Origin of the sequence: Mycobacterium sp. E802 (assembly GCF_001666875.1) — a bacterium.
Classification (GTDB): domain Bacteria; phylum Actinomycetota; class Actinomycetes; order Mycobacteriales; family Mycobacteriaceae; genus Mycobacterium.
On sequence record NZ_LZJD01000061.1, the window covers coordinates 21,778 to 40,541 of the forward strand.

Below are 18,764 nucleotides of genomic sequence, written 5' to 3' on the forward strand. Positions count from 1 at the left end.
TGCGCCGAACGTGAAGACATGTGCGAATTTTCGTGCTCAAGTCGACATCGTCTTCACGCTCGGCGCCGGCGTCAGCGCGCGACGATCACCGAGGAGCCGTGGCCGAACAGGCCCTGGTTGGCGGTGACGCCGACCTTCGCGCCCTCGACCTGACGACCGGTGGCCTGGCCCTTGAGCTGCCAGGTCAATTCGCACACCTGCGCGATGGCCTGTGCCGGGATGGCCTCACCGAAGCAGGCCAGACCGCCCGACGGGTTGACCGGAACCCGGCCGCCGATGGTGGTGGCTCCAGAACGGAGGAGTTGCTCGCCTTCACCCTTGGCGCACAGCCCCAGGTGCTCATACCAGTCCAACTCGAGTGCGGTGGACAGGTCGTACACCTCGGCCAGGCTGACGTCCTCGGGGCCGATCCCGGCCTCGGCGTAGGCCGCGTCGAGGATCTGGTCCTTGAACACCCGCTCCGGGGCGGGCACGACCGCGGTGGAATCCGTTGCGATGTCCGGCAATTCGGGTAGGTGCTGCGGGTACTGCGGCGTCACCGTGGAGATCGCGCGTACCGAGGGCACGCCCTCCAGCGAGCCGAGATGCTTCTCGGCGAACGACTTCGACGCCACGATCAGCGCGGCGGCGCCGTCGGAGGTGGCGCAGATGTCGAGCTGACGCAGCGGATCGGAGACCACCGGGCTGGCCAGCACGTCCTCGATCGCGGATTCCTTGCGGTAGCGCGCATTCGGGTTTTGCAGGCCGTGCCGGGAGTTCTTCACCTTCACCTGGGCGAAGTCCTCGGCGGTGGCGCCGTAGAGGTCCATGCGCCGGCGGGCCAGCAGGGCGAAGTACACCGGGTTCATCGCACCGAGCAGGTGGAAGCGCTGCCAGTCGGGATCGTTCTTGCGCTCACCGCCGACGGGGGCGAAGGCGCCCTTGGGGGTGGTGTCCGCGCCGATCACCAGCGCGACGTCGCAGAACCCGGCCAGGATGTGGGCGCGGGCACTCTGCAGCGCCTGCGAACCCGACGCGCACGCGGCGTAGGAGGACGACACCGGCACGCCGTTCCAGCCCAGCTTCTGAGCGAAGGTGGACCCGGCGATGAAGCCCGGGTAGCCGTTGCGGATGGTGTCGGCGCCGGCGACCAGTTGAATCTGGCGCCAGTCCAGCCCGGCTTCGGCCAGGGCCGCGCGGGCGGCGACGACGCCGTACTCGGTGAAGTCGCGTCCCCACTTGCCCCACGGGTGCATGCCCGCGCCGAGGATGTACAAAGGCTCTGGGCTCATCAGGGGATCCTCCAGGCGTGGGTGGTGCGCTCGACGCCCTCGTCGTCGGTGTAGAGCGTCATGGTGGTCAGCTCCATCTCCATGCCGACCTTGAGATCGGCGGCAAGGGTGCCTTCGACGACCTTGCCGAGCACGATCAATCCCTCATCGGCCAACTCGACCGCCGCGATCGCGAACGGCTCGAACGGGTCCGACTTCGGATACGGCGCAGGTGGGAGATACCGGTTCTCGGTGTAACTCCACACCTTGCCGCGGCGCGACAGTGGGACCAGGTCGAGGGTGTCGCTGTCACACGCCGGGTTGGGGCAGTTGTTCTCGCGCGGCGGGAACACGTACGTGGCGCACTGGGTGCACTTGCCGCCGATCAGATGCGTGGCACCGGCGTCGTCGGTGGAAAACCATCCGTCGATCGCGGGTTGCGAAGATGCTGCTGGCACGCGGTCAGCCTAAACGATCCCGCACCTGAAATTGAAACGTGTTGCAGTTTTGTCCCAGTGAGTGGTGTGGCCAGTTGCCGGAGACTGTTTGTCCGGAGGATTGCAGTCACCGCTGAGCAGCTATCCGCACGGGGCCACATCACCCCGTCGGTTGTAGGTAGCGGGCGCGGTTGAGGGCCGCTTCGGTGCCGAGTTCGGCACGTAGCTCTGGGTTTTCGACGTACGTCCGTACGTAGCTGTACAGAATGTAGGGGTCGACATCGAACTGTCGGCAGTCGAATTCGATCATCGGTGCCGGCGGTAGGCGGTCGATACGCCAGAGCCGTGTGGTGTACCGGTGGGGCCAATCGGCATTGGTATACGCGATCGCCAGGATGACCGGGTACCCGTTGGTTGCCGCCTTGAAGGCCGCAAAGGCCGACCAGTCCAGTCGTGACTCGAAGCTTCGTCCGCGTTGGGTAATTCCCTGACTCGTCAGTGTGACGCCGCCGCGGCGGACGTGTCCGGAAACCACAACTGCGAGGAAGGACGCAAACATGATTCCCAGGGCACCAATCACCGCGGCGAAGCCGGGAAACCCCTCATCTTGGTAAATGAATGTCTCGACTGCAGCCGTCGCGCAAAAGAGGGTGCCGCACCCCATCAAGGCAACCAGGATGGTGAATTGCCAGCTTGAGTAACGGATTTCCGTCCCCAGAACACCATCCGGCGTCATTTCTGTCCGAATCGCGGCCGAAAGAACCACTCGCTGGTGCCGCACGACGAGGCCATAAGCGACGGTAAGAACCATCAACAGCGCGAACAGCAAGAAATATTTGAGTGCGATGACATTGCCTGCTGCTGCGACGACGATTCCGAACAGAGCGGAGAACACGGCACCGATGAGGAGTACCGCGACTGAGAGGTAGTACCGGGCATCACCATGAACGTCTGTCCATCCTTCGGGAATGTCCGGATGTTTAGAAGATCGCATCCCACGCGCCTTTCGCAAGTCCGCCAACGGCCTTCCCTGCATCGGCAACGGCGGTCGCTCCATCGCTGATCGCTTCACCGAGGCTGCCAATACCGTTCTGGTAGAGAGAATCAACGGCACCCGAGGCGAATATCCCGACGGCCGCGCCGCCCAAGGCGCCTAATGCTGTTCCGAGGACCGGCACAGGAATAGCGGTACCGATCAGCGCGCCGGCGGCGACCGAAGCTCCGAAGCCGGCGGCTCCGGACACAATGGCTTGATCGACGTCTTTACCATTCGCAATGTCGTAGACGACGCCAGCCGCAGCGAGAGCTCCGCCGACTTTGAAGCCGATCCGACCGGCTGTGGCCTTGGTGCTCTCTGCATTCTTCGCTATGTCATCGGCCTGGTTCGCGAGGGTGCGGGCGTAATCAACGTCTCGATAAATCATCGCGGCAGGAGTGCCGGGGGGTGCTGATTTCGCTAGACTCATGGTTCTCGCCGATTCCTCGGCCAGGAAGTTGGATTGTTTTAGCATCGTTGAGACGTTCAGGTCGATAAGTGTGGCGGCACCGCCGTTGATCAGATCAGCCACTACAAAGAACCATTTGGTCCTAAGATCTGTCCAAGCATTTTTAAGTGTATCGGCGCCGAGTTTCTCCATGGTGCGGACGGCCTCTGCGGCGTGGAAAGCTGAATTATATGCATCAATTAATGCTTCTTCCGTGGCGTCCTGAATCATGAAACCATCCACGGACAATCCCGCGCTCATCGCCACATCGCGAATTATTTGCATTTCGGACTGAGCTCGCTCGAGCTCCGAGGCGAAAGCCTCTATTGCTTGCGCACCCTCAGTGATCGCGATTTCCAGACCATCAACTTTCGTTGCTCCACTCCCCATTCGCGCAACGAAGGCGTCCCCCGCCTCCCCGTGCCAGTCGGCCATTGCCGTCGTTCGGGCAGTACGTATCTCATCGCCCGTGTGTGACACCTTGCTTGCGAGGGGCGCCCGAAGCCAATCGGCTGTTGCGCGGACGGAATTCGGGTCTCCCTCGATCTTTGTGTCGATTGTCACTTAATCACTCCGGTCGCATGGCTTCATCCAGTGCCTCAGCACCTGCTTCGTCGTGGCTGAGATAGCTCGCGCTGGCCGAAGCGACTCCATCGGCGACTGCTTTGACGGCCACGACGAGCTGACCGGCGTTGTCGGTGAGCTGGGCCAGAATCCCGAGAATCGCCGGCGTCCCCCATCCGCCGTCAACCGAGGTCGGTGCTGACGCGCTTGTGCTATCGAGGTCGGCGCTGGCCCTCGCCAAGGATTGGGAAATCTTATTGAGTGATTCGTGATTGACATAAAGTGTCATTTTTGCCCTCGGCGTTGTTCGACGGGGATTTCAACATCGAGCATTAGCAATTGAAACGGATGAAGACTCTGCAGCTGGGATAAGATGGCAGTCGGTGCCACAATCCATGCTTGGTCGTCGCCGCAACATTCGTGCAATCGATCGAGCGCCGAATATGCGAGGAGTGCCGTCCGTCCATCGCGAGTCTCACGCATGTCGATTCGTGCGTCATTTGGATCATCGACCTCCTCGGCGCACGGTAAATAGACGACAGGTGGAAAGTCACGCGGGATTGCTTTCGGTCTCGCCTGCTTCTCGCTGACGCCATCCGCAATGTCGACATTATGGTGAACTGGCGGACCTTCGACTCGGCCCCGCGTGGGCCCCGGACCGGAGTGTCTGTTCGACTGCTGGACAGGGGCTGATTGCGGACGTATCTCGCCTGGAGGCGCCTCCCACTGAGGGGGGCTTATCGATTGTCTGTCGACCGGTATATGACTCGCAGGTCGCCCGTGCCCATCTGCCGTACCGGCACCCCGATTCGAAGGCTCTGGATAATCCATTGGCCTGACCCCCCTAGCGTCGGCAGCTGATGCCGCGGCTACTGCTTTCTGGAAAAGCAGCAACCACTTCGGTTCCTGCTGTCAGGCAGGCGACATCAGGCTAACAGTCGATTGGCAGCTGGTTGTGCAGCAGTTTTGGCATTAGTTGTGAGTCGTGCCCAGTCGCGGCATCCGGCCGAGGCCCGGAAGTGGAGAAGCTCATGGGTAACCAGAGGTTTGGCCGTGCGCGCAGAGCTCCTAACGGTCGTGGCGTGGATTGGACGCGGGGTCGTCGACGGCCGTGGGGCGTATCCGTGCATGTGCCAACAGCTGACCCGGTAGAGAGGGTCGGCCGATGGGCTTCCGGCTATGTTCAGCGAACTTGTGCGATCGTTCCAGTCGGGCGAACTGGTAGGCAGTCTCGACGATAACCACCCGCATCGTCGTTGAGTTAAGGCTCTATCCGGTCGCTCTACGTTGTGACGATTGAGAACTTTAAGTGGCGGATTGCAGTCACGATCGAGCAGCAATCCGCCACCTAAGTGATCGCCGGCCCGCACCAGATCCAGTTGGCTCGTCGCCGTCTACCCGTCGGTACCCCCGCATAGAGTGTGGGCCGTGAGCCCTGCGAAGACCGAGACGAAGACCGCGCCGACGTCGACCACTGACGACAAGCCCACGCTGATGCTGCTGGACGGCAATTCGCTGGCGTTCCGGGCGTTCTATGCGCTGCCCGCCGAGAATTTCAAGACCCAGGGCGGGCTGACCACCAACGCGGTCTACGGGTTCACCTCGATGCTGATCAACCTGCTGCGCGACGAGCAGCCCAGCCACGTGGCCGCGGCGTTCGACGTGTCGCGCCAGACCTTCCGTAAGGACAAGTACCCGGAGTACAAGGAGGGCCGGTCCGCGACGCCGGACGAGTTCCGCGGCCAGATCGACATCACCAAGGAGGTGCTCGGCGCGCTGGGCATCACGGCGATGGCCGAGCCCGGCTTCGAGGCCGACGACATCATCGCCACGCTGGCCACCCAGGCCGAGCAAGAGGGCTATCGGGTGCTGGTGGTCACCGGCGACCGTGATTCGCTGCAGTTGGTCACCGACAACATCACGGTGCTCTACCCGCGCAAGGGGGTCAGCGAGCTGACCCGGTTCACCCCGGAGGCGGTGGTGGAGAAATACGGGCTGACGCCGGCGCAGTATCCCGATTTCGCCGCCCTGCGCGGGGACCCGAGCGACAACCTGCCCGGCATCCCCGGGGTGGGTGAGAAAACCGCGACCAAGTGGATCGTCGAATATGGCTCCCTGCAGGAGCTGGTGGACAACGTCGAGAAGGTCAAGGGCAAGGTGGGTGACGCGCTGCGGGCCAACCTGTCCAGCGTCGTGCTCAACCGCGATCTCACCGAGCTGGTGCGCGACGTCCCGCTGGCCCAGACCCCGGACACCCTGCGGATGCAGCCGTGGAATCGCGACCAGATCCACCGGCTGTTCGACGATCTGGAGTTCCGGGTCCTGCGCGACCGGTTGTTCGAGACGCTGGTCGCCGCTGAGCCGGAGGTCGAGCACGGTTTCGACGTGCGTGGCCGTGCCCTGGAGCCGGGGGAGCTGGCGGCCTGGCTGGCCGAGCACAGCCTGGGCAACCGGTTCGGCCTGGCGGTGGTCGGTACTCACCTGGCCTACGACGCCGACGCCACCGCGCTGGCCATCGTGGCGGCCGACGGCGACGGCCGCTATATCGACACCGCGTCCCTCACCCCTGACGACGAGGAGGCGCTGGCGCGCTGGCTGGCCGATCCGGGTCCGCCCAAGGCTCTGCACGAGGCCAAGCTGGCGATGCACGATCTCGCCGGGCGCGGTTGGACACTGCGCGGTGTCACCTCCGACACCGCGCTGGCGGCCTACCTGGTGCGGCCGGGGCAGCGCAGCTTTGCCCTCGATGATCTCGCGGTGCGGTACCTGCGCCGCGAGTTGCGGGCGGAATCCCCTGAGCAGCAACAGCTTTCGCTTCTCGACGATTCCGAAGGGGTTGATGAGCAGGCCGTGCAGACCCTGATCCTGCGGGCTTGCGCGGTGCTGGACCTCGCCGACGCGCTCGACGAAGAACTGGCCCGCATTGATTCGTCGTCGCTGCTGGGCCGGATGGAGCTGCCGGTGCAGCGGGCACTGGCGGAGATGGAGTCAACGGGCATCGCCGTCGACCTGGACAAACTGCAGGAGCTGCAGAGCGAGTTCGCCGACCAGATCCGCGACGCCGCCGAGGCCGCCTATGCGGTGATCGGCAAGCAGATCAACCTCGGCTCGCCCAAGCAGCTGCAGGCGGTGCTGTTCGACGAGCTGGAGATGCCCAAGACCAAGCGCACCAAGACCGGATACACCACCGACGCCGATGCGCTGCAGTCCCTGTTCGACAAGACGGGCCACCCGTTCCTGCAGCACCTGTTGACCCATCGCGACGCCACCCGGCTCAAGGTGACCGTCGACGGTCTGCTCAATGCGGTGGCCTCCGACGGCCGCATCCACACCACGTTCAACCAGACGATCGCGGCCACGGGCCGGCTTTCCTCGACCGAACCGAACCTGCAGAACATCCCGATCCGCACCGAGGCGGGCCGGCGCATCCGGGACGCGTTCGTGGTCGGCAAGGGCTATGCCGAGCTGATGACGGCCGACTACAGCCAGATCGAGATGCGGATCATGGCGCATCTTTCCAAGGACGAGGGCCTGATCGAAGCCTTCAACACCGGAGAGGACCTGCACTCGTTCGTCGCATCGCGGGCGTTCTCGGTGCCGATCGACGAGGTCACCGCGGAACTGCGCCGCCGGGTCAAAGCGATGTCGTACGGCCTGGCCTATGGGCTCAGTGCGTACGGGCTGGCCAGCCAGCTCAAGATCTCCACCGAAGAGGCCAAGGTGCAGATGGAGCAGTACTTCGACCGGTTCGGCGGCATTCGCGACTACCTGCGCGACGTGGTCGACCAGGCCCGCAAGGACGGCTTCACCTCGACGGTCCTGGGCCGTCGTCGCTACCTACCCGAGCTGGACAGCAGCAACCGCAACGTGCGCGAGGCCGCCGAGCGGGCTGCGCTCAACGCACCGATCCAGGGCAGCGCTGCCGACATCATAAAGGTCGCGATGATCAATGTCGACGCGGCGATCAAGGACGCCGGGCTGAAGTCCCGGATGCTGTTGCAGGTCCACGACGAGTTGTTGTTCGAGGTGGCCGAGGGGGAGCGCGACGCCCTGGAGGCGTTGGTTCGCGAACACATGGGCAACGCGTATCCGTTGGACGTGCCGTTGGAGGTGTCGGTGGGGTACGGCCGCAGCTGGGATGCCGCCGCGCACTAGCGGCACAACCGCCGAGGACGCGCACCGAGTTGATCATGACCGAGACGTCGACCACTCAGCAGATCCGTTTCCTGGCCCGGCTGGGTGCGGCGATGGGGGCCGCGAACTATCCGGTCACCCTGGTGCGTCAGATGGTGGAACGAGCCTCCACCGCGTACGGGGTGCCCAACGACTACGTCGCCTTCCCCAACCACGTGCAGGTGATCGGTCCGACGATGGAGTCCGGGACCCCGGTGAAAGCGGCCCACCTCAAGGAGGATCTACGTTTCGACCAGACGTTCCCCTTGGCGCGCCTGGTATCCGACGCGATGACGGGCCGCGTGGCTCCGGCTGTGGGCGAGGCCCGGCTGGATCGCATCCTGGAGACGCCCAGCAGGTATCCCGGCTGGGTGACGGTCTTGGGCTACGGCGTCCAGAGCGCGGGGCTGGCGCTGGTGCTCGAGCCGTCACCGCTGAACCTTCTGGTCGCCACGGTCCTCGGGTTCATGGTGGGAATGTTCTGTGCAGTCGGGCGCCGGGTCGGCCTGCTGCAGCATCTGGTCCCAGCGGTCAGCGCGTTTGCAGTTTCGGCGATCTGCATCGCAGGTGCCCAGCGTCTGGGTCTGGACCACGTGAGTCTGCGCGCGCTGATTCCGCCGCTGGCCATGTTCCTGCCTGGAGCGGCGATCACGCTGGCGGTGGTCGAGTTGACCGCACGCGACGTCATCTCCGGGTCTTCTCGACTGATCGCAGGTTTCATGCAGATCGCCCAGTTGGCTTTCGGCATCCTGATCGCGACGCAGGTACTCGGGGTCGACGGGAGCCAGCTCAGTCCCGAGTCCATCAACAAGATCGGGCCGTGGGCGCCCTGGTTGGGGGTCGCCGTCTACTCGGTCGGTGTGATGCTCTTCCTGGCTCCTCCGCTGTCTTTCATGCCCTGGCTGCTGCTCATCACCTACACCGCGTTCGCCGCACAGTTCGTCGGTGATCTGGCGCTGGGCAGTTATGCCAGCGGGTTCTGTGGCGGACTGACGCTCACCGTGGCTGCGTTGACAATCTCGCGAAGGTCCACCGCGCCCCCGGCGATCACCTTGATCCTGCCCGGCTTCTGGCTGTTGGTTCCTGGGTCGATGGGGCTGATCGGAGTGACGGAGTTGTTCGGCGCGGACGGCGACTCCGCGTTTCCTGCCACTGTGATCTCGATGATCTCGGTGGCACTCGGTCTGCAAGCCGGGCTGGTGATCTGGCAACTCGCCAGGCGGCGAGCTGCGCATTAGCGGCTCAGTACCGGACCGGTGCCTGGTAGTGCATCATCCAGTGCAGGATGGGCGCGGCTGACCGGGCGGCAGCGACGGCATACACCTCTTCTTGTTGGAGGGCGTAGACCTGTGCGTCCCCGAAGCCGCGGTCGATGCGGTCCCGGACGAAGGCGAGTTCGACGACGGCGGCGGCGAACGCGCCGACGGCCTTTCCGGCGGGGCGGCCACCGGCCAGTGTGGCCTGCCGGATCGCGTCGTGGCGGGTCTTCAACGAGCCGAGCCAAGTGGCCTCGTTGTGCGTGATCAGTCCGGCCGCGACCATGCCGGGCAGTTTGGCCGCCACCACGTGTTGTTCGCGGCGTCGGCTGAGGACGGCGACCACGATCATCGCGATGAAGATCGGCACCATCCACACCAGGTACACGATGAAGTAGGTGCCGGCGCCCACCAGCGACGAACCATTCCACAGCCCGTGCATCAGCACCGCGCCCAGGTAGCCGGCGAGGATGCACAGCGTCTTGGCCAGGCCGCTGCGTCGTTGCAGCGCGAAGTACACCCCGATCGCGGTCATGGTGGTGAACAACGAGTGCGCGAACGGCGCCATGATCAGCCGCATCGCCGCGGTCAGCAGGGATCCGGCTAGTGAATCGGCGCTGGCGATGTACATGATGTCTTCCAGCCAGGCGAAGCCCAGCCCGACCAGGCCGGCATACACCAGGCAGTCGGTCAGCGAGTTCAGCTCGTTGCGGCGCCGGCCGGTCATCATGATCAGCAGGAACAGGCCCTTGGCGGCCTCCTCGATCAACGGCGCCCGCACGGCCACCGAGGCGAAACTGCGCGCCGATTCGGCGGAGTCCACGCCCGGTGCCAGCAGTGCGTCGGTGAACAGGCTCAACACGAGGGACAAGACGATGGCCACCGCGGCACCCCAGCCGAAGGCCAGCAGCAACAGCCGGGGTGGCTCGGGCTCCCAGCGGTCCAGCCACAGGTAGGCGAACACGGCGCCGGTCATCACGATGCTGGACAGCGTGAACCCGATGATCGCACCGACCGGGTTGAGCGCGGTGAACAGCAGGACCAGGGCGCCGATGACGACGCCACAGGCGATGATCGCCGCCAGCGGCGCCCCGACCTTGCGGACCGGTCTGGGCAGTGGTGGGGCGACCGGGAACCACGGCCGGTGCGCGGGGCCGTGCATCATCGGCCCGGGTGTCGGGTAGTACGCCACCGCAGAAGCGTAGCCGTGGGACAGTGGTCTTCCGGACATGAATTCGGTGTGAGCCCGGCGCCCGCGGGCACGGCAGTTTGTCCTGCGTGTACCTGGTCGAGTACCCTCGTTACGTATCTGTGCGTACAGCTAGTGATCGTCTAGTCATCGTCACGGATCTGCACGAACGCAATACACGCAACACAATTGTCCCTACGAGTAAACCTGTCCGGAGCAACCCACCACATGCCAAGTCCCTCCGTCACCTCGCCGCAAGTAGCCGTCAACGACATCGGCTCGGCTGAGGACTTTCTCGCCGCCATCGACAAAACCATCAAATACTTCAACGATGGCGACATCGTCGAGGGAACCATCGTCAAGGTTGACCGTGACGAGGTCCTGCTCGATATCGGTTACAAGACCGAAGGTGTCATTCCTTCCCGCGAACTCTCCATCAAGCACGACGTCGACCCCAACGAGGTCGTTTCCGTGGGCGATGAGGTCGAGGCCCTCGTTCTCACCAAGGAGGACAAGGAAGGCCGCCTGATCCTGTCCAAGAAGCGCGCTCAGTACGAGCGTGCCTGGGGCACCATCGAGGAACTCAAGGAGAAGGACGAGGCCGTCAAGGGCACCGTCATCGAGGTCGTCAAGGGCGGCCTGATCCTCGACATCGGTCTGCGTGGCTTCCTGCCGGCATCGCTGGTCGAGATGCGTCGCGTCCGCGATCTGCAGCCGTACATCGGCAAGGAGATCGAGGCCAAGATCATCGAGCTGGACAAGAACCGCAACAACGTGGTGCTTTCCCGCCGTGCCTGGCTGGAGCAGACGCAGTCTGAGGTTCGCAGCGAGTTCCTCAACCAGCTGCAAAAGGGTGCCATCCGCAAGGGTGTCGTCTCCTCGATCGTCAACTTCGGCGCGTTCGTCGATCTCGGCGGTGTCGACGGCCTGGTGCACGTCTCCGAGCTGTCCTGGAAGCACATCGATCACCCGTCCGAGGTGGTTCAGGTGGGCGACGAGGTCACCGTCGAGGTGCTCGACGTCGACATGGATCGCGAGCGGGTTTCGTTGTCGCTCAAGGCGACTCAGGAAGATCCGTGGCGCCACTTCGCCCGCACCCACGCGATCGGTCAGATCGTGCCGGGCAAGGTCACCAAGCTGGTGCCGTTCGGCGCGTTCGTCCGCGTCGAAGAGGGCATCGAGGGCCTGGTGCACATCTCGGAGCTGTCCGAGCGCCACGTCGAGGTCCCGGACCAGGTGGTCCAGGTCGGCGACGACGCGATGGTCAAGGTCATCGACATCGACCTGGAGCGTCGCCGCATCTCGCTGAGCCTCAAGCAGGCCAACGAGGACTACACCGAAGAGTTCGACCCGTCGAAGTACGGCATGGCCGACAGCTACGACGAGCAGGGCAACTACATCTTCCCCGAGGGCTTCGACGCCGAGACCAACGAATGGCTCGAAGGCTTCGACAAGCAGCGGGAGGAGTGGGAGGCCCGCTACGCCGAGGCCGAGCGCCGGCACAAGATGCACACCACGCAGATGGAGAAGTTCGCCGCGGCCGAGGCCGAGGAAGCTGCCCGTCCGGTGTCCAACGGTTCCTCGCGCTCGGAGGAGTCCACCGGTGGCACGCTGGCCAGCGACGCACAGCTGGCTGCACTGCGTGAGAAGCTCGCAGGCAACGCCTAAACAGCGCAACAACGAACGCCCCGACCCAATGGGTCGGGGCGTTCGTCGTTCTCGCCGAGAGTGAAGAAAATGGCGATGTTCGGGCGAAAACTCGCCAACTACTTCACGTTCGGGGGGACGGTATGGTGTCCCGGTGCTGCGAATTGGACTGACAGGTGGGATCGGTGCGGGCAAGTCGACGGTGTCGGCCACATTCAGCGATCTCGGCGGCATCATCGTCGACGGTGACGTCATCGCCCGGGAGGTGGTCGAGCCCGGAACGGAGGGGCTGGCCAAGCTGGTCGAAGCCTTCGGTGACGGGATCCTGCTGCCCGAGGGAGCGCTGAACCGTCCGGCACTGGCCGCCGTCGCCTTCAGCGATGACGAGAAGCGCGCCACCCTGAACGGCATCGTGCACCCACTGGTGGCGCATCGTCGTTCGGAGCTGATCGCCGCCGCCCATGACGATGCCGTGATTGTCGAGGATATCCCGCTGTTGGTGGAATCGCAGATGGCGCCGATGTTCCCGTTGGTCGTCGTGGTCAATGCCGACCCGGAGCTCCGGGTCAAGCGGCTCATCGAATACCGCGGGTTCACCGAGTCCGACGCCCGTGCCCGTATCGCCGCACAGGCCACCGAGGACCAGCGCCGCGCCGTTGCCGATGTCTGGCTGGACAACTCGGGCAGCCCCGGCGCCGTCGTCGAAGCGGCCCGCGCCCTGTGGCACGAGCGGATCCTGCCGTTCGCGCACAATGTTCAGACCCGGCAGCCGGCCCGGCGCGACACCACTGTGGTGCCCTACGACCCGACGTGGCCGGAGCAGGCCCGGCGCATCGTCGCCCGGCTCAACACGGCCTGCGGACACCGGGCGGTGCGGATCGACCACATCGGGTCGACGGCGGTGCCCGGCATGGACGCCAAGGACGTGATCGATGTGCAGGTGACGGTCGAGTCCCTGGCCGTCGCCGACGAACTCGCCGACGCCCTGTTGACGGCCGGCTATCCCGTGGTGCCGGCCATCACCGCCGACACCCCGCACACCGACGATCCGGCCATGTGGCACAAACGATTCCATGCGTCGGCAGATCCGGGCCGGCCGACCAATGTGCATCTTCGAGTCGACGGCCGGCCCAACCAGCGGTTCGCTCTGATGTTCGTCGATTGGTTGCGGGCCAACCCCGGCGTGCAGGCCGACTACCTGGCCGCCAAGCGTGCTGCGTTGGAGACTCCCGACTACGCCGTGGCGAAAGAGCCGTGGTTTCTGGACGCCTACCGGCGGGTCGGAGAGTGGGCCGACGCCACCGGTTGGACACCTTAGTTCCCTGGGCTGTACCACAATTCCGCAGTGACGGTGCGGTAGCGTCTGATGCGTCCAAAGGGGGGCGCATGACAATCGCAAAGTCCGCGTTGGTACCGGTTCGTCAGATCGCTGCCCATGAGCTGGTCGTGGACCAGATGCGGCGGGCGTTGGAACTCGGCCAGTTCCGACCCGGTGACCGGCTGCCCACCGAACGTGAACTCTCCGACATGCTCGACGTGTCCCGCACGACCGTGCGCGCCGCGGTCGCGGTCCTGGAAGGGGAGGGCCTGATCACGGTGCGCCGTGGCCGTGGCGGGGGGTTCACCGTCCAGGCGCCGCAGTACGATCCGGCCGAGATGCGTCGTGAGCTGCGCCGAAACCGCAGAGAAATCCGCGACGCGTTCGATTATCGCGTCATCGTCGAAACCGGTTCCGCCCGTTTGGCCGCCGAGCGACGCCGATCCACCGACCTGACCGAACTCCACAAGCTGCTCACGGGCATGCAGGCCGCATTGAAGACCGGGATGAACGATCAGTCGGCCCGGCACACCACCGAGTTCCAGACCCTGGATTCAGCTTTTCATCTCCGCATCGCCCAGGCCGCCCAGAACGACCGGCTGCTCGACGCGGTGGCGGACGCCCGCAGGCGGATGTGGCTACCGGTCGGTGCGATGTTCGGCCGTCTGGAGCCCAATGCCAACGACTTCCACGAGGCAATCCTGGCGGCGATCGAGAGCCGCGAACCGGAAATCGCCGCCACACAGATGGAGGCTCACATCAACGACACCAGGCGCACGGTCGAATCCTGGCTCCAGCGTTGATGTCAGGCGGCCGCACCGGGCGGCGCAGGTTCCACGGTTGGGGCGACGGCAGGCTCGGGGAGGCCGGCGTCAGGACCCTCGGGAGCGACGTTGACGGGCGCCGGGGTGTTCAGCGCGGCGCCACAGGGCAGACTGCCGTAGTCCGGGTCATCCTTGGGCCGGGTGAGACGCGGTGCGACGAACGTGTCGGCCTGGGCCACGATCTGATCGTCGACCAGGATCTCGCAGTGCAGGTTCGCCGAGTACGGCCAGTCGATCCGTACCGCCATGCCGGCAGACTGCGGATCGGACACCACGCCGGTGGCTTCGAAGACACGGCCGGGCAGCATCGACGGGTCGGCGGTATTGATGTTGTCGTCGTCGATCTTGTAGGCGATCGTCGCGTTGCGCGAGACACCGTCGATCCGGGCACGGTAGGTGACGTTGTGCAGTTGCGGGGCGGGTTGGGGCTCGACCTGCGGCGGAGCTTCTGGGTCGGCGTGCGCCGCGGCGGGAATGAACAGCGCGCCGAAGATGAGTCCGGCCAGTGCAGCAGTCGCTCTCCAGGCGTACTTAGCTGAGCTCATGAATCCTGACCTTACGCTGCTCGCCACGTCAGGGCCATTCCGTTGCCGGAAAGCCAGCTGTTGAGCTGATAGCCGCAGCTGGCCAGGCCCTCGATCGCGCGGGCGGCGGTTTGCACCGCCTCCTCGGCGACCTCGGGGCTCAGCAGGCCGTGCCGCACCGCGGTGAGCAGTTCGTCGACGTCACACAGTTCGACGCCGCGGCCGGTGCGGACCACCAGATCCAGGTAGTGATCCTCGGACTGCCAGACGGTGGACCCGGCGGTGTATCGACCGACGTCGAGGTAAAAGTCCTGGTCCCGCTCATGACCGGGGTTGAAATGGAACACGCTTGCCCGCAGCCCGAGCGAGGGCAGCAGCCACGATTCCAGGTAGTGGAACTGGGCTCGGCCCGGTGTCGGCCGGGCCATGTACAGCCCCCACGGCTCGATCGTGTAGACGTCGACGGCCCGCACGATGCCTTTGGGATCGGTGTTCGTGCGGGCCTGCAGGTCGAAGGTCTCATGTTTGGGCGGGTGAATGCGGTCAGCCTACGCGGACAGTGAACACGAGCGGAAGTTGTCGGTGTGCAGTTCTACGCTGGTGAGCATGGCCTTCGCGACCGAACACCCCGTGCTCGCGCATTCGGAGTATCGGGCTGTCGACGAGATCGTCCGGACCGGTGCGCGGTTCGAGGTGGTCAGTGAGTACGACCCTGCCGGTGACCAGCCGGCCGCCATCGACGAACTCGAACGGCGGATCAAGGCGGGCGAGCGTGACGTGGTGCTGCTGGGTGCGACCGGCACCGGAAAGTCGGCCACCACGGCCTGGCTGATCGAGCGGCTGCAGCGCCCGACGCTGGTGATGGCGCCGAACAAGACGCTCGCCGCCCAGCTCGCCAACGAACTGCGGGAGATGTTGCCGCACAACGCCGTCGAGTACTTCGTCTCGTACTACGACTACTACCAGCCCGAGGCGTACATCGCCCAGACCGATACGTACATCGAGAAGGACAGCTCGATCAACGACGACGTGGAGCGGCTGCGTCACTCCGCGACCTCGAGCCTGTTGTCCCGCCGCGACGTGGTCGTGGTGGCGTCGGTGTCGTGCATCTACGGCCTGGGCACGCCGCAGTCCTATCTCGACCGGTCGGTGGAGTTGGCGGTCGGTCAGGAAGTGCCGCGCGACGGATTGCTGCGGTTGCTGGTCGACGTGCAGTACACCCGCAACGACATGGCGTTCACCCGCGGCACCTTCCGGGTGCGCGGTGACACGGTCGAGATCATCCCGTCGTATGAGGAACTCGCCGTGCGTATCGAGTTCTTCGGCGACGAGATCGAGGCGCTGTACTACCTGCATCCCCTGACCGGTGACATCGTCCGTCAGGTCGACTCGCTGCGGATCTTCCCGGCCACGCACTATGTGGCCGGCCCGGAGCGGATGGCGCATGCGATCTCCACCATCGAGGCCGAGTTGGAGCAACGGCTGGCCGAGCTGGAAGGGCAGGGCAAGCTGCTGGAGGCCCAGCGGTTGCGGATGCGAACCAATTACGACGTCGAGATGATGAAGCAGGTCGGTTTCTGCTCGGGCATCGAGAATTATTCGCGCCACATCGACGGCCGGCCGGCCGGATCGGCGCCGGCGACCCTGCTGGATTACTTCCCGGAAGATTTCCTGCTCGTGATCGACGAGTCCCACGTCACGGTGCCGCAGATCGGCGGCATGTACGAGGGGGACATGTCGCGCAAGCGCAATCTGGTCGACTTCGGCTTCCGGTTGCCCTCGGCGGTGGACAACCGCCCGTTGACGTGGGAGGAGTTCGCCGATCGGATCGGGCAGACGGTGTATCTGTCCGCCACGCCGGGAGATTTCGAGATCAGCCAGTCCGGCGGTGAATTCGTCGAGCAGGTGATCCGTCCGACCGGGCTGGTCGATCCCAAGGTGGTGGTGAAGCCGACCAAGGGGCAGATCGACGATCTGATCGGCGAGATCCGGGCCCGCACCGAGCGGGACGAGCGGGTGTTGGTCACCACGTTGACCAAGAAGATGGCCGAGGACCTCACCGACTACCTGCTCGAGCTCGGCATCAAGGTGCGCTACCTGCATTCGGAGGTCGACACCCTGCGCCGGGTCGAGCTGCTGCGGCAGCTGCGGCTGGGCGAGTACGACGTGCTGGTGGGCATCAACCTGCTGCGTGAGGGTCTGGACCTCCCCGAGGTGTCGCTGGTGGCGATCCTCGACGCCGACAAGGAAGGTTTCCTGCGTTCTACCCGAAGCCTGATCCAGACCATCGGCCGCGCGGCCCGCAACGTGTCCGGCGAAGTACACATGTACGCCGACAAGATCACCGACTCGATGCGGCAGGCGATCGACGAGACCGAACGGCGTCGGGCCAAGCAGATCGCCTACAACGAGGCGAATGGGATCGACCCGCAGCCACTGCGCAAGAAGATCGCCGACATCCTCGACCAGGTGTACCGCGAGGCCGACGATAGCGAGTCGGTCGAGGTCGGTGGTTCCGGACGCAACGCCTCGCGTGGCCGTCGCGCCCAGGGTGAGCCTGGGCGGGCGGTCAGCGCCGGCATCGTGGAAGGCCGCGACACCACGAACATGCCGCGTGCCGAGTTGGCCGATCTGATCAAGGATCTGACCGAGCAGATGATGACGGCGGCCCGGGATCTGCAATTCGAGTTGGCCGCGCGGATCCGGGACGAGATCCAGGATCTGAAGAAGGAATTGCGGGGGATGGACGCGGCCGGGCTCAAATAGGCCGGTATTGACCTCAACCGCAGTTCAGCTTCTAGCGTCATCGGTGTGACCGATACCGTGACGCCCGATGCCGGGACCTGGCGGCACTTGTTGGGCGCCAGGTACCTAGGGGCGTCGACGGTGCTGGGCGGTGGCGTGTTGCTGTACGCCACCAACGAGTTTCTGACGATCAGCCTGCTGCCCAGCGCGGTGGGCCAGATCGGAGGCCAGCGTTTTTACGCCTGGGTGACGACGGTGTACCTGGTTGCCTCGGTGATCGCGGCGACCACCGTCCACTCGACGCTGATGCGGTTGGGCCCGCGGCGGGCATATTTGTCCGGGCTCATGGTTTTCGGTGCCGGAAGCCTGGGCTGCGCGCTGGCACCCAGCATGGAGGTGCTTCTCGCCGGACGCACCGTGCAGGGGTTCGCCGGCGGGCTCGTGGCCGGCCTGGGTTACGCGGTCATCAATACCGCGTTGCCGAAAGCATTGTGGACCAAGGCCTCTGCACTGGTATCGGCGATGTGGGGCGTCGGCACGGTGATCGGGCCCGCGGCCGGTGGGCTGTTCGCCCAGTTCGGACACTGGCGGTGGGCTTTCGGCGTGCTGGTCATTCTGACCGTCGCGATGGCAGTTCTCGTGCCGATCGGGTTGCCGGCGCGAGGCGCGGAACCGGCACCGCGGGTGGCGGTGCCGGTGCGGTCGCTGGCAATGCTGGGTGCCGCGGCCATGGCCGTCAGTGTGGCCGGCATTCCCCACGACCTTCGAGCCACGACGGCACTGCTTGTGCTCGGCCTGGTGCTGGTCGCCGGATTCGTGTTCGTCGACCGACGGGCCCGCGCATCGGTCTTGCCGCCCAGCACATTTCGCCGCGGCCCGCTGAAGTGGATCTACCTGAGCCTCGGGGTACTGATGGCCGCCACCATGGTCGACATGTACGTCCCGCTGTTCGGCCAACGGTTGGCGCACCTGACGCCGGTGGCTGCCGGGTTCTTCGGGGCGGTGCTGTCGGTCGGCTGGACGGCGGGGGAGATCGTCAGCGCGTCACTGCAGAGCCGGCGGGTGATCGGGCGCACCGTGGCAGTCGCGCCGCTCGTGATGGCAATCGGTTTGGCCACCGGAGCGATGTTGATCCGGGACGGTATGGCGCCGTGGCTGGTGGTGGGCTGGGCTGCAACGCTGGTGACCACCGGCGCCGGCATCGGTATCGCGTGGCCCCATCTGTCGGCCTGGGCGATGGGAAGTGTCGACGATCCGGCCGAGGGCCCGGCCGCGGCGGCGGAATCGCGGAGGTTGACCATGACACCGGCCAAGCCCGCACCGAACGCCCCGCAGATCAACTGCACGGTGTTG

16 protein-coding genes are annotated in these 18,764 nt (G+C 65.2%); 7 read left to right on the top strand and 9 right to left on the bottom strand.

What is annotated here, in order from left to right; genetic code table 11:
- Positions 1 to 71: 71 nt before the first annotated feature.
- The 6 genes from A5699_RS09090 to A5699_RS30245 all read right to left on the bottom strand — a co-directional run bounded on the left by A5699_RS09090 (position 72) and on the right by A5699_RS30245 (position 4,566).
- Positions 72 to 1,271, bottom strand: a complete 1,200-nt coding sequence (locus tag A5699_RS09090) for a lipid-transfer protein (RefSeq protein ID WP_067768386.1) — start codon at positions 1,269 to 1,271, stop codon at positions 72 to 74.
- Positions 1,271 to 1,708: a Zn-ribbon domain-containing OB-fold protein gene (locus A5699_RS09095; RefSeq protein WP_067768388.1), complete on the bottom strand. Its 438-nt coding sequence runs from the start codon at positions 1,706 to 1,708 to the stop codon at positions 1,271 to 1,273. The genes A5699_RS09090 and A5699_RS09095 overlap by 1 nt, the downstream gene beginning before the upstream one ends.
- A 139-nt stretch (positions 1,709 to 1,847) precedes the next feature.
- Positions 1,848 to 2,681 carry a hypothetical protein gene (locus A5699_RS09100; RefSeq protein WP_157561167.1) on the bottom strand — a complete coding sequence of 278 codons (834 nt, stop codon included), beginning with the start codon at positions 2,679 to 2,681 and terminating at the stop codon, positions 1,848 to 1,850.
- Positions 2,668 to 3,606 (bottom strand): DUF1269 domain-containing protein, encoded by a 939-nt coding sequence (locus A5699_RS09105; protein ID WP_082957631.1) that lies wholly within the window; start codon positions 3,604 to 3,606, stop codon positions 2,668 to 2,670. Before A5699_RS09105 ends, A5699_RS09100 begins: the two co-directional genes overlap by 14 nt.
- Before the next feature lie 133 nt (positions 3,607 to 3,739).
- Entirely contained in the window at positions 3,740 to 4,024 is a 285-nt protein-coding gene (locus tag A5699_RS09110; RefSeq protein WP_067768394.1) for a hypothetical protein, read from the bottom strand.
- Positions 4,021 to 4,566: an SAV_915 family protein gene (locus A5699_RS30245; RefSeq protein WP_369806678.1), complete on the bottom strand. Its 546-nt coding sequence runs from the start codon at positions 4,564 to 4,566 to the stop codon at positions 4,021 to 4,023. The genes A5699_RS09110 and A5699_RS30245 overlap by 4 nt, the downstream gene beginning before the upstream one ends.
- A 663-nt stretch (positions 4,567 to 5,229) precedes the next feature.
- Between A5699_RS30245 and polA the strand changes: the two genes are divergently transcribed.
- Together polA and A5699_RS09120 are read left to right on the top strand one after the other, a co-directional pair.
- Entirely contained in the window at positions 5,230 to 7,890 is a 2,661-nt protein-coding gene (gene polA / locus A5699_RS09115) for a DNA polymerase I (RefSeq protein ID WP_197508242.1), read from the top strand.
- A 35-nt stretch (positions 7,891 to 7,925) separates the two neighbouring features.
- Entirely contained in the window at positions 7,926 to 9,146 is a 1,221-nt protein-coding gene (locus tag A5699_RS09120) for a threonine/serine exporter ThrE family protein (protein ID WP_067768398.1), read from the top strand.
- A 4-nt stretch (positions 9,147 to 9,150) separates the two neighbouring features.
- Here A5699_RS09120 and A5699_RS09125 read toward each other — a convergent pair whose 3' ends face one another.
- Entirely contained in the window at positions 9,151 to 10,326 is a 1,176-nt protein-coding gene (locus tag A5699_RS09125) for a PrsW family intramembrane metalloprotease (protein ID WP_067768402.1), read from the bottom strand.
- Positions 10,327 to 10,581: 255 nt separating this feature from the next.
- On the opposite strand from A5699_RS09125, the gene rpsA reads away from it, so the two are divergent.
- From rpsA to A5699_RS09140, 3 genes are all read left to right on the top strand, one after another.
- A complete protein-coding gene (rpsA, locus tag A5699_RS09130; protein WP_003884756.1) occupies positions 10,582 to 12,021 on the top strand; it encodes a 30S ribosomal protein S1 in 1,440 nt (479 codons plus the stop codon).
- Positions 12,022 to 12,154: 133 nt separating this feature from the next.
- Positions 12,155 to 13,318 (top strand): dephospho-CoA kinase, encoded by a 1,164-nt coding sequence (coaE, locus tag A5699_RS09135; RefSeq protein ID WP_067768403.1) that lies wholly within the window; start codon positions 12,155 to 12,157, stop codon positions 13,316 to 13,318.
- A gap of 68 nt (positions 13,319 to 13,386) precedes the next feature.
- Complete coding sequence (locus A5699_RS09140) at positions 13,387 to 14,121, top strand: FadR/GntR family transcriptional regulator (protein ID WP_067768405.1); 735 nt, start codon at positions 13,387 to 13,389, stop codon at positions 14,119 to 14,121.
- 2 nt (positions 14,122 to 14,123) lie between these two features.
- Here the strand turns inward: A5699_RS09140 and A5699_RS09145 are convergent, their stop codons facing one another.
- The gene (locus A5699_RS09145) at positions 14,124 to 14,687 is read right to left on the bottom strand and encodes a hypothetical protein (protein WP_067768407.1); all 564 of its coding nucleotides are present in this window, start codon (positions 14,685 to 14,687) and stop codon (positions 14,124 to 14,126) included.
- Between the two features lie 11 nt (positions 14,688 to 14,698).
- Complete coding sequence (locus A5699_RS09150; protein WP_197508243.1) at positions 14,699 to 15,205, bottom strand: DUF402 domain-containing protein; 507 nt, start codon at positions 15,203 to 15,205, stop codon at positions 14,699 to 14,701.
- 67 nt (positions 15,206 to 15,272) lie between these two features.
- On the opposite strand from A5699_RS09150, the gene uvrB reads away from it, so the two are divergent.
- Entirely contained in the window at positions 15,273 to 17,432 is a 2,160-nt protein-coding gene (gene uvrB, locus A5699_RS09155) for an excinuclease ABC subunit UvrB (RefSeq protein ID WP_067768415.1), read from the top strand.
- A gap of 45 nt (positions 17,433 to 17,477) precedes the next feature.
- A partial coding sequence (locus A5699_RS09160) for an MFS transporter (RefSeq protein ID WP_082957632.1) occupies positions 17,478 to 18,764 on the top strand: 1,287 nt, incomplete at its 3' end.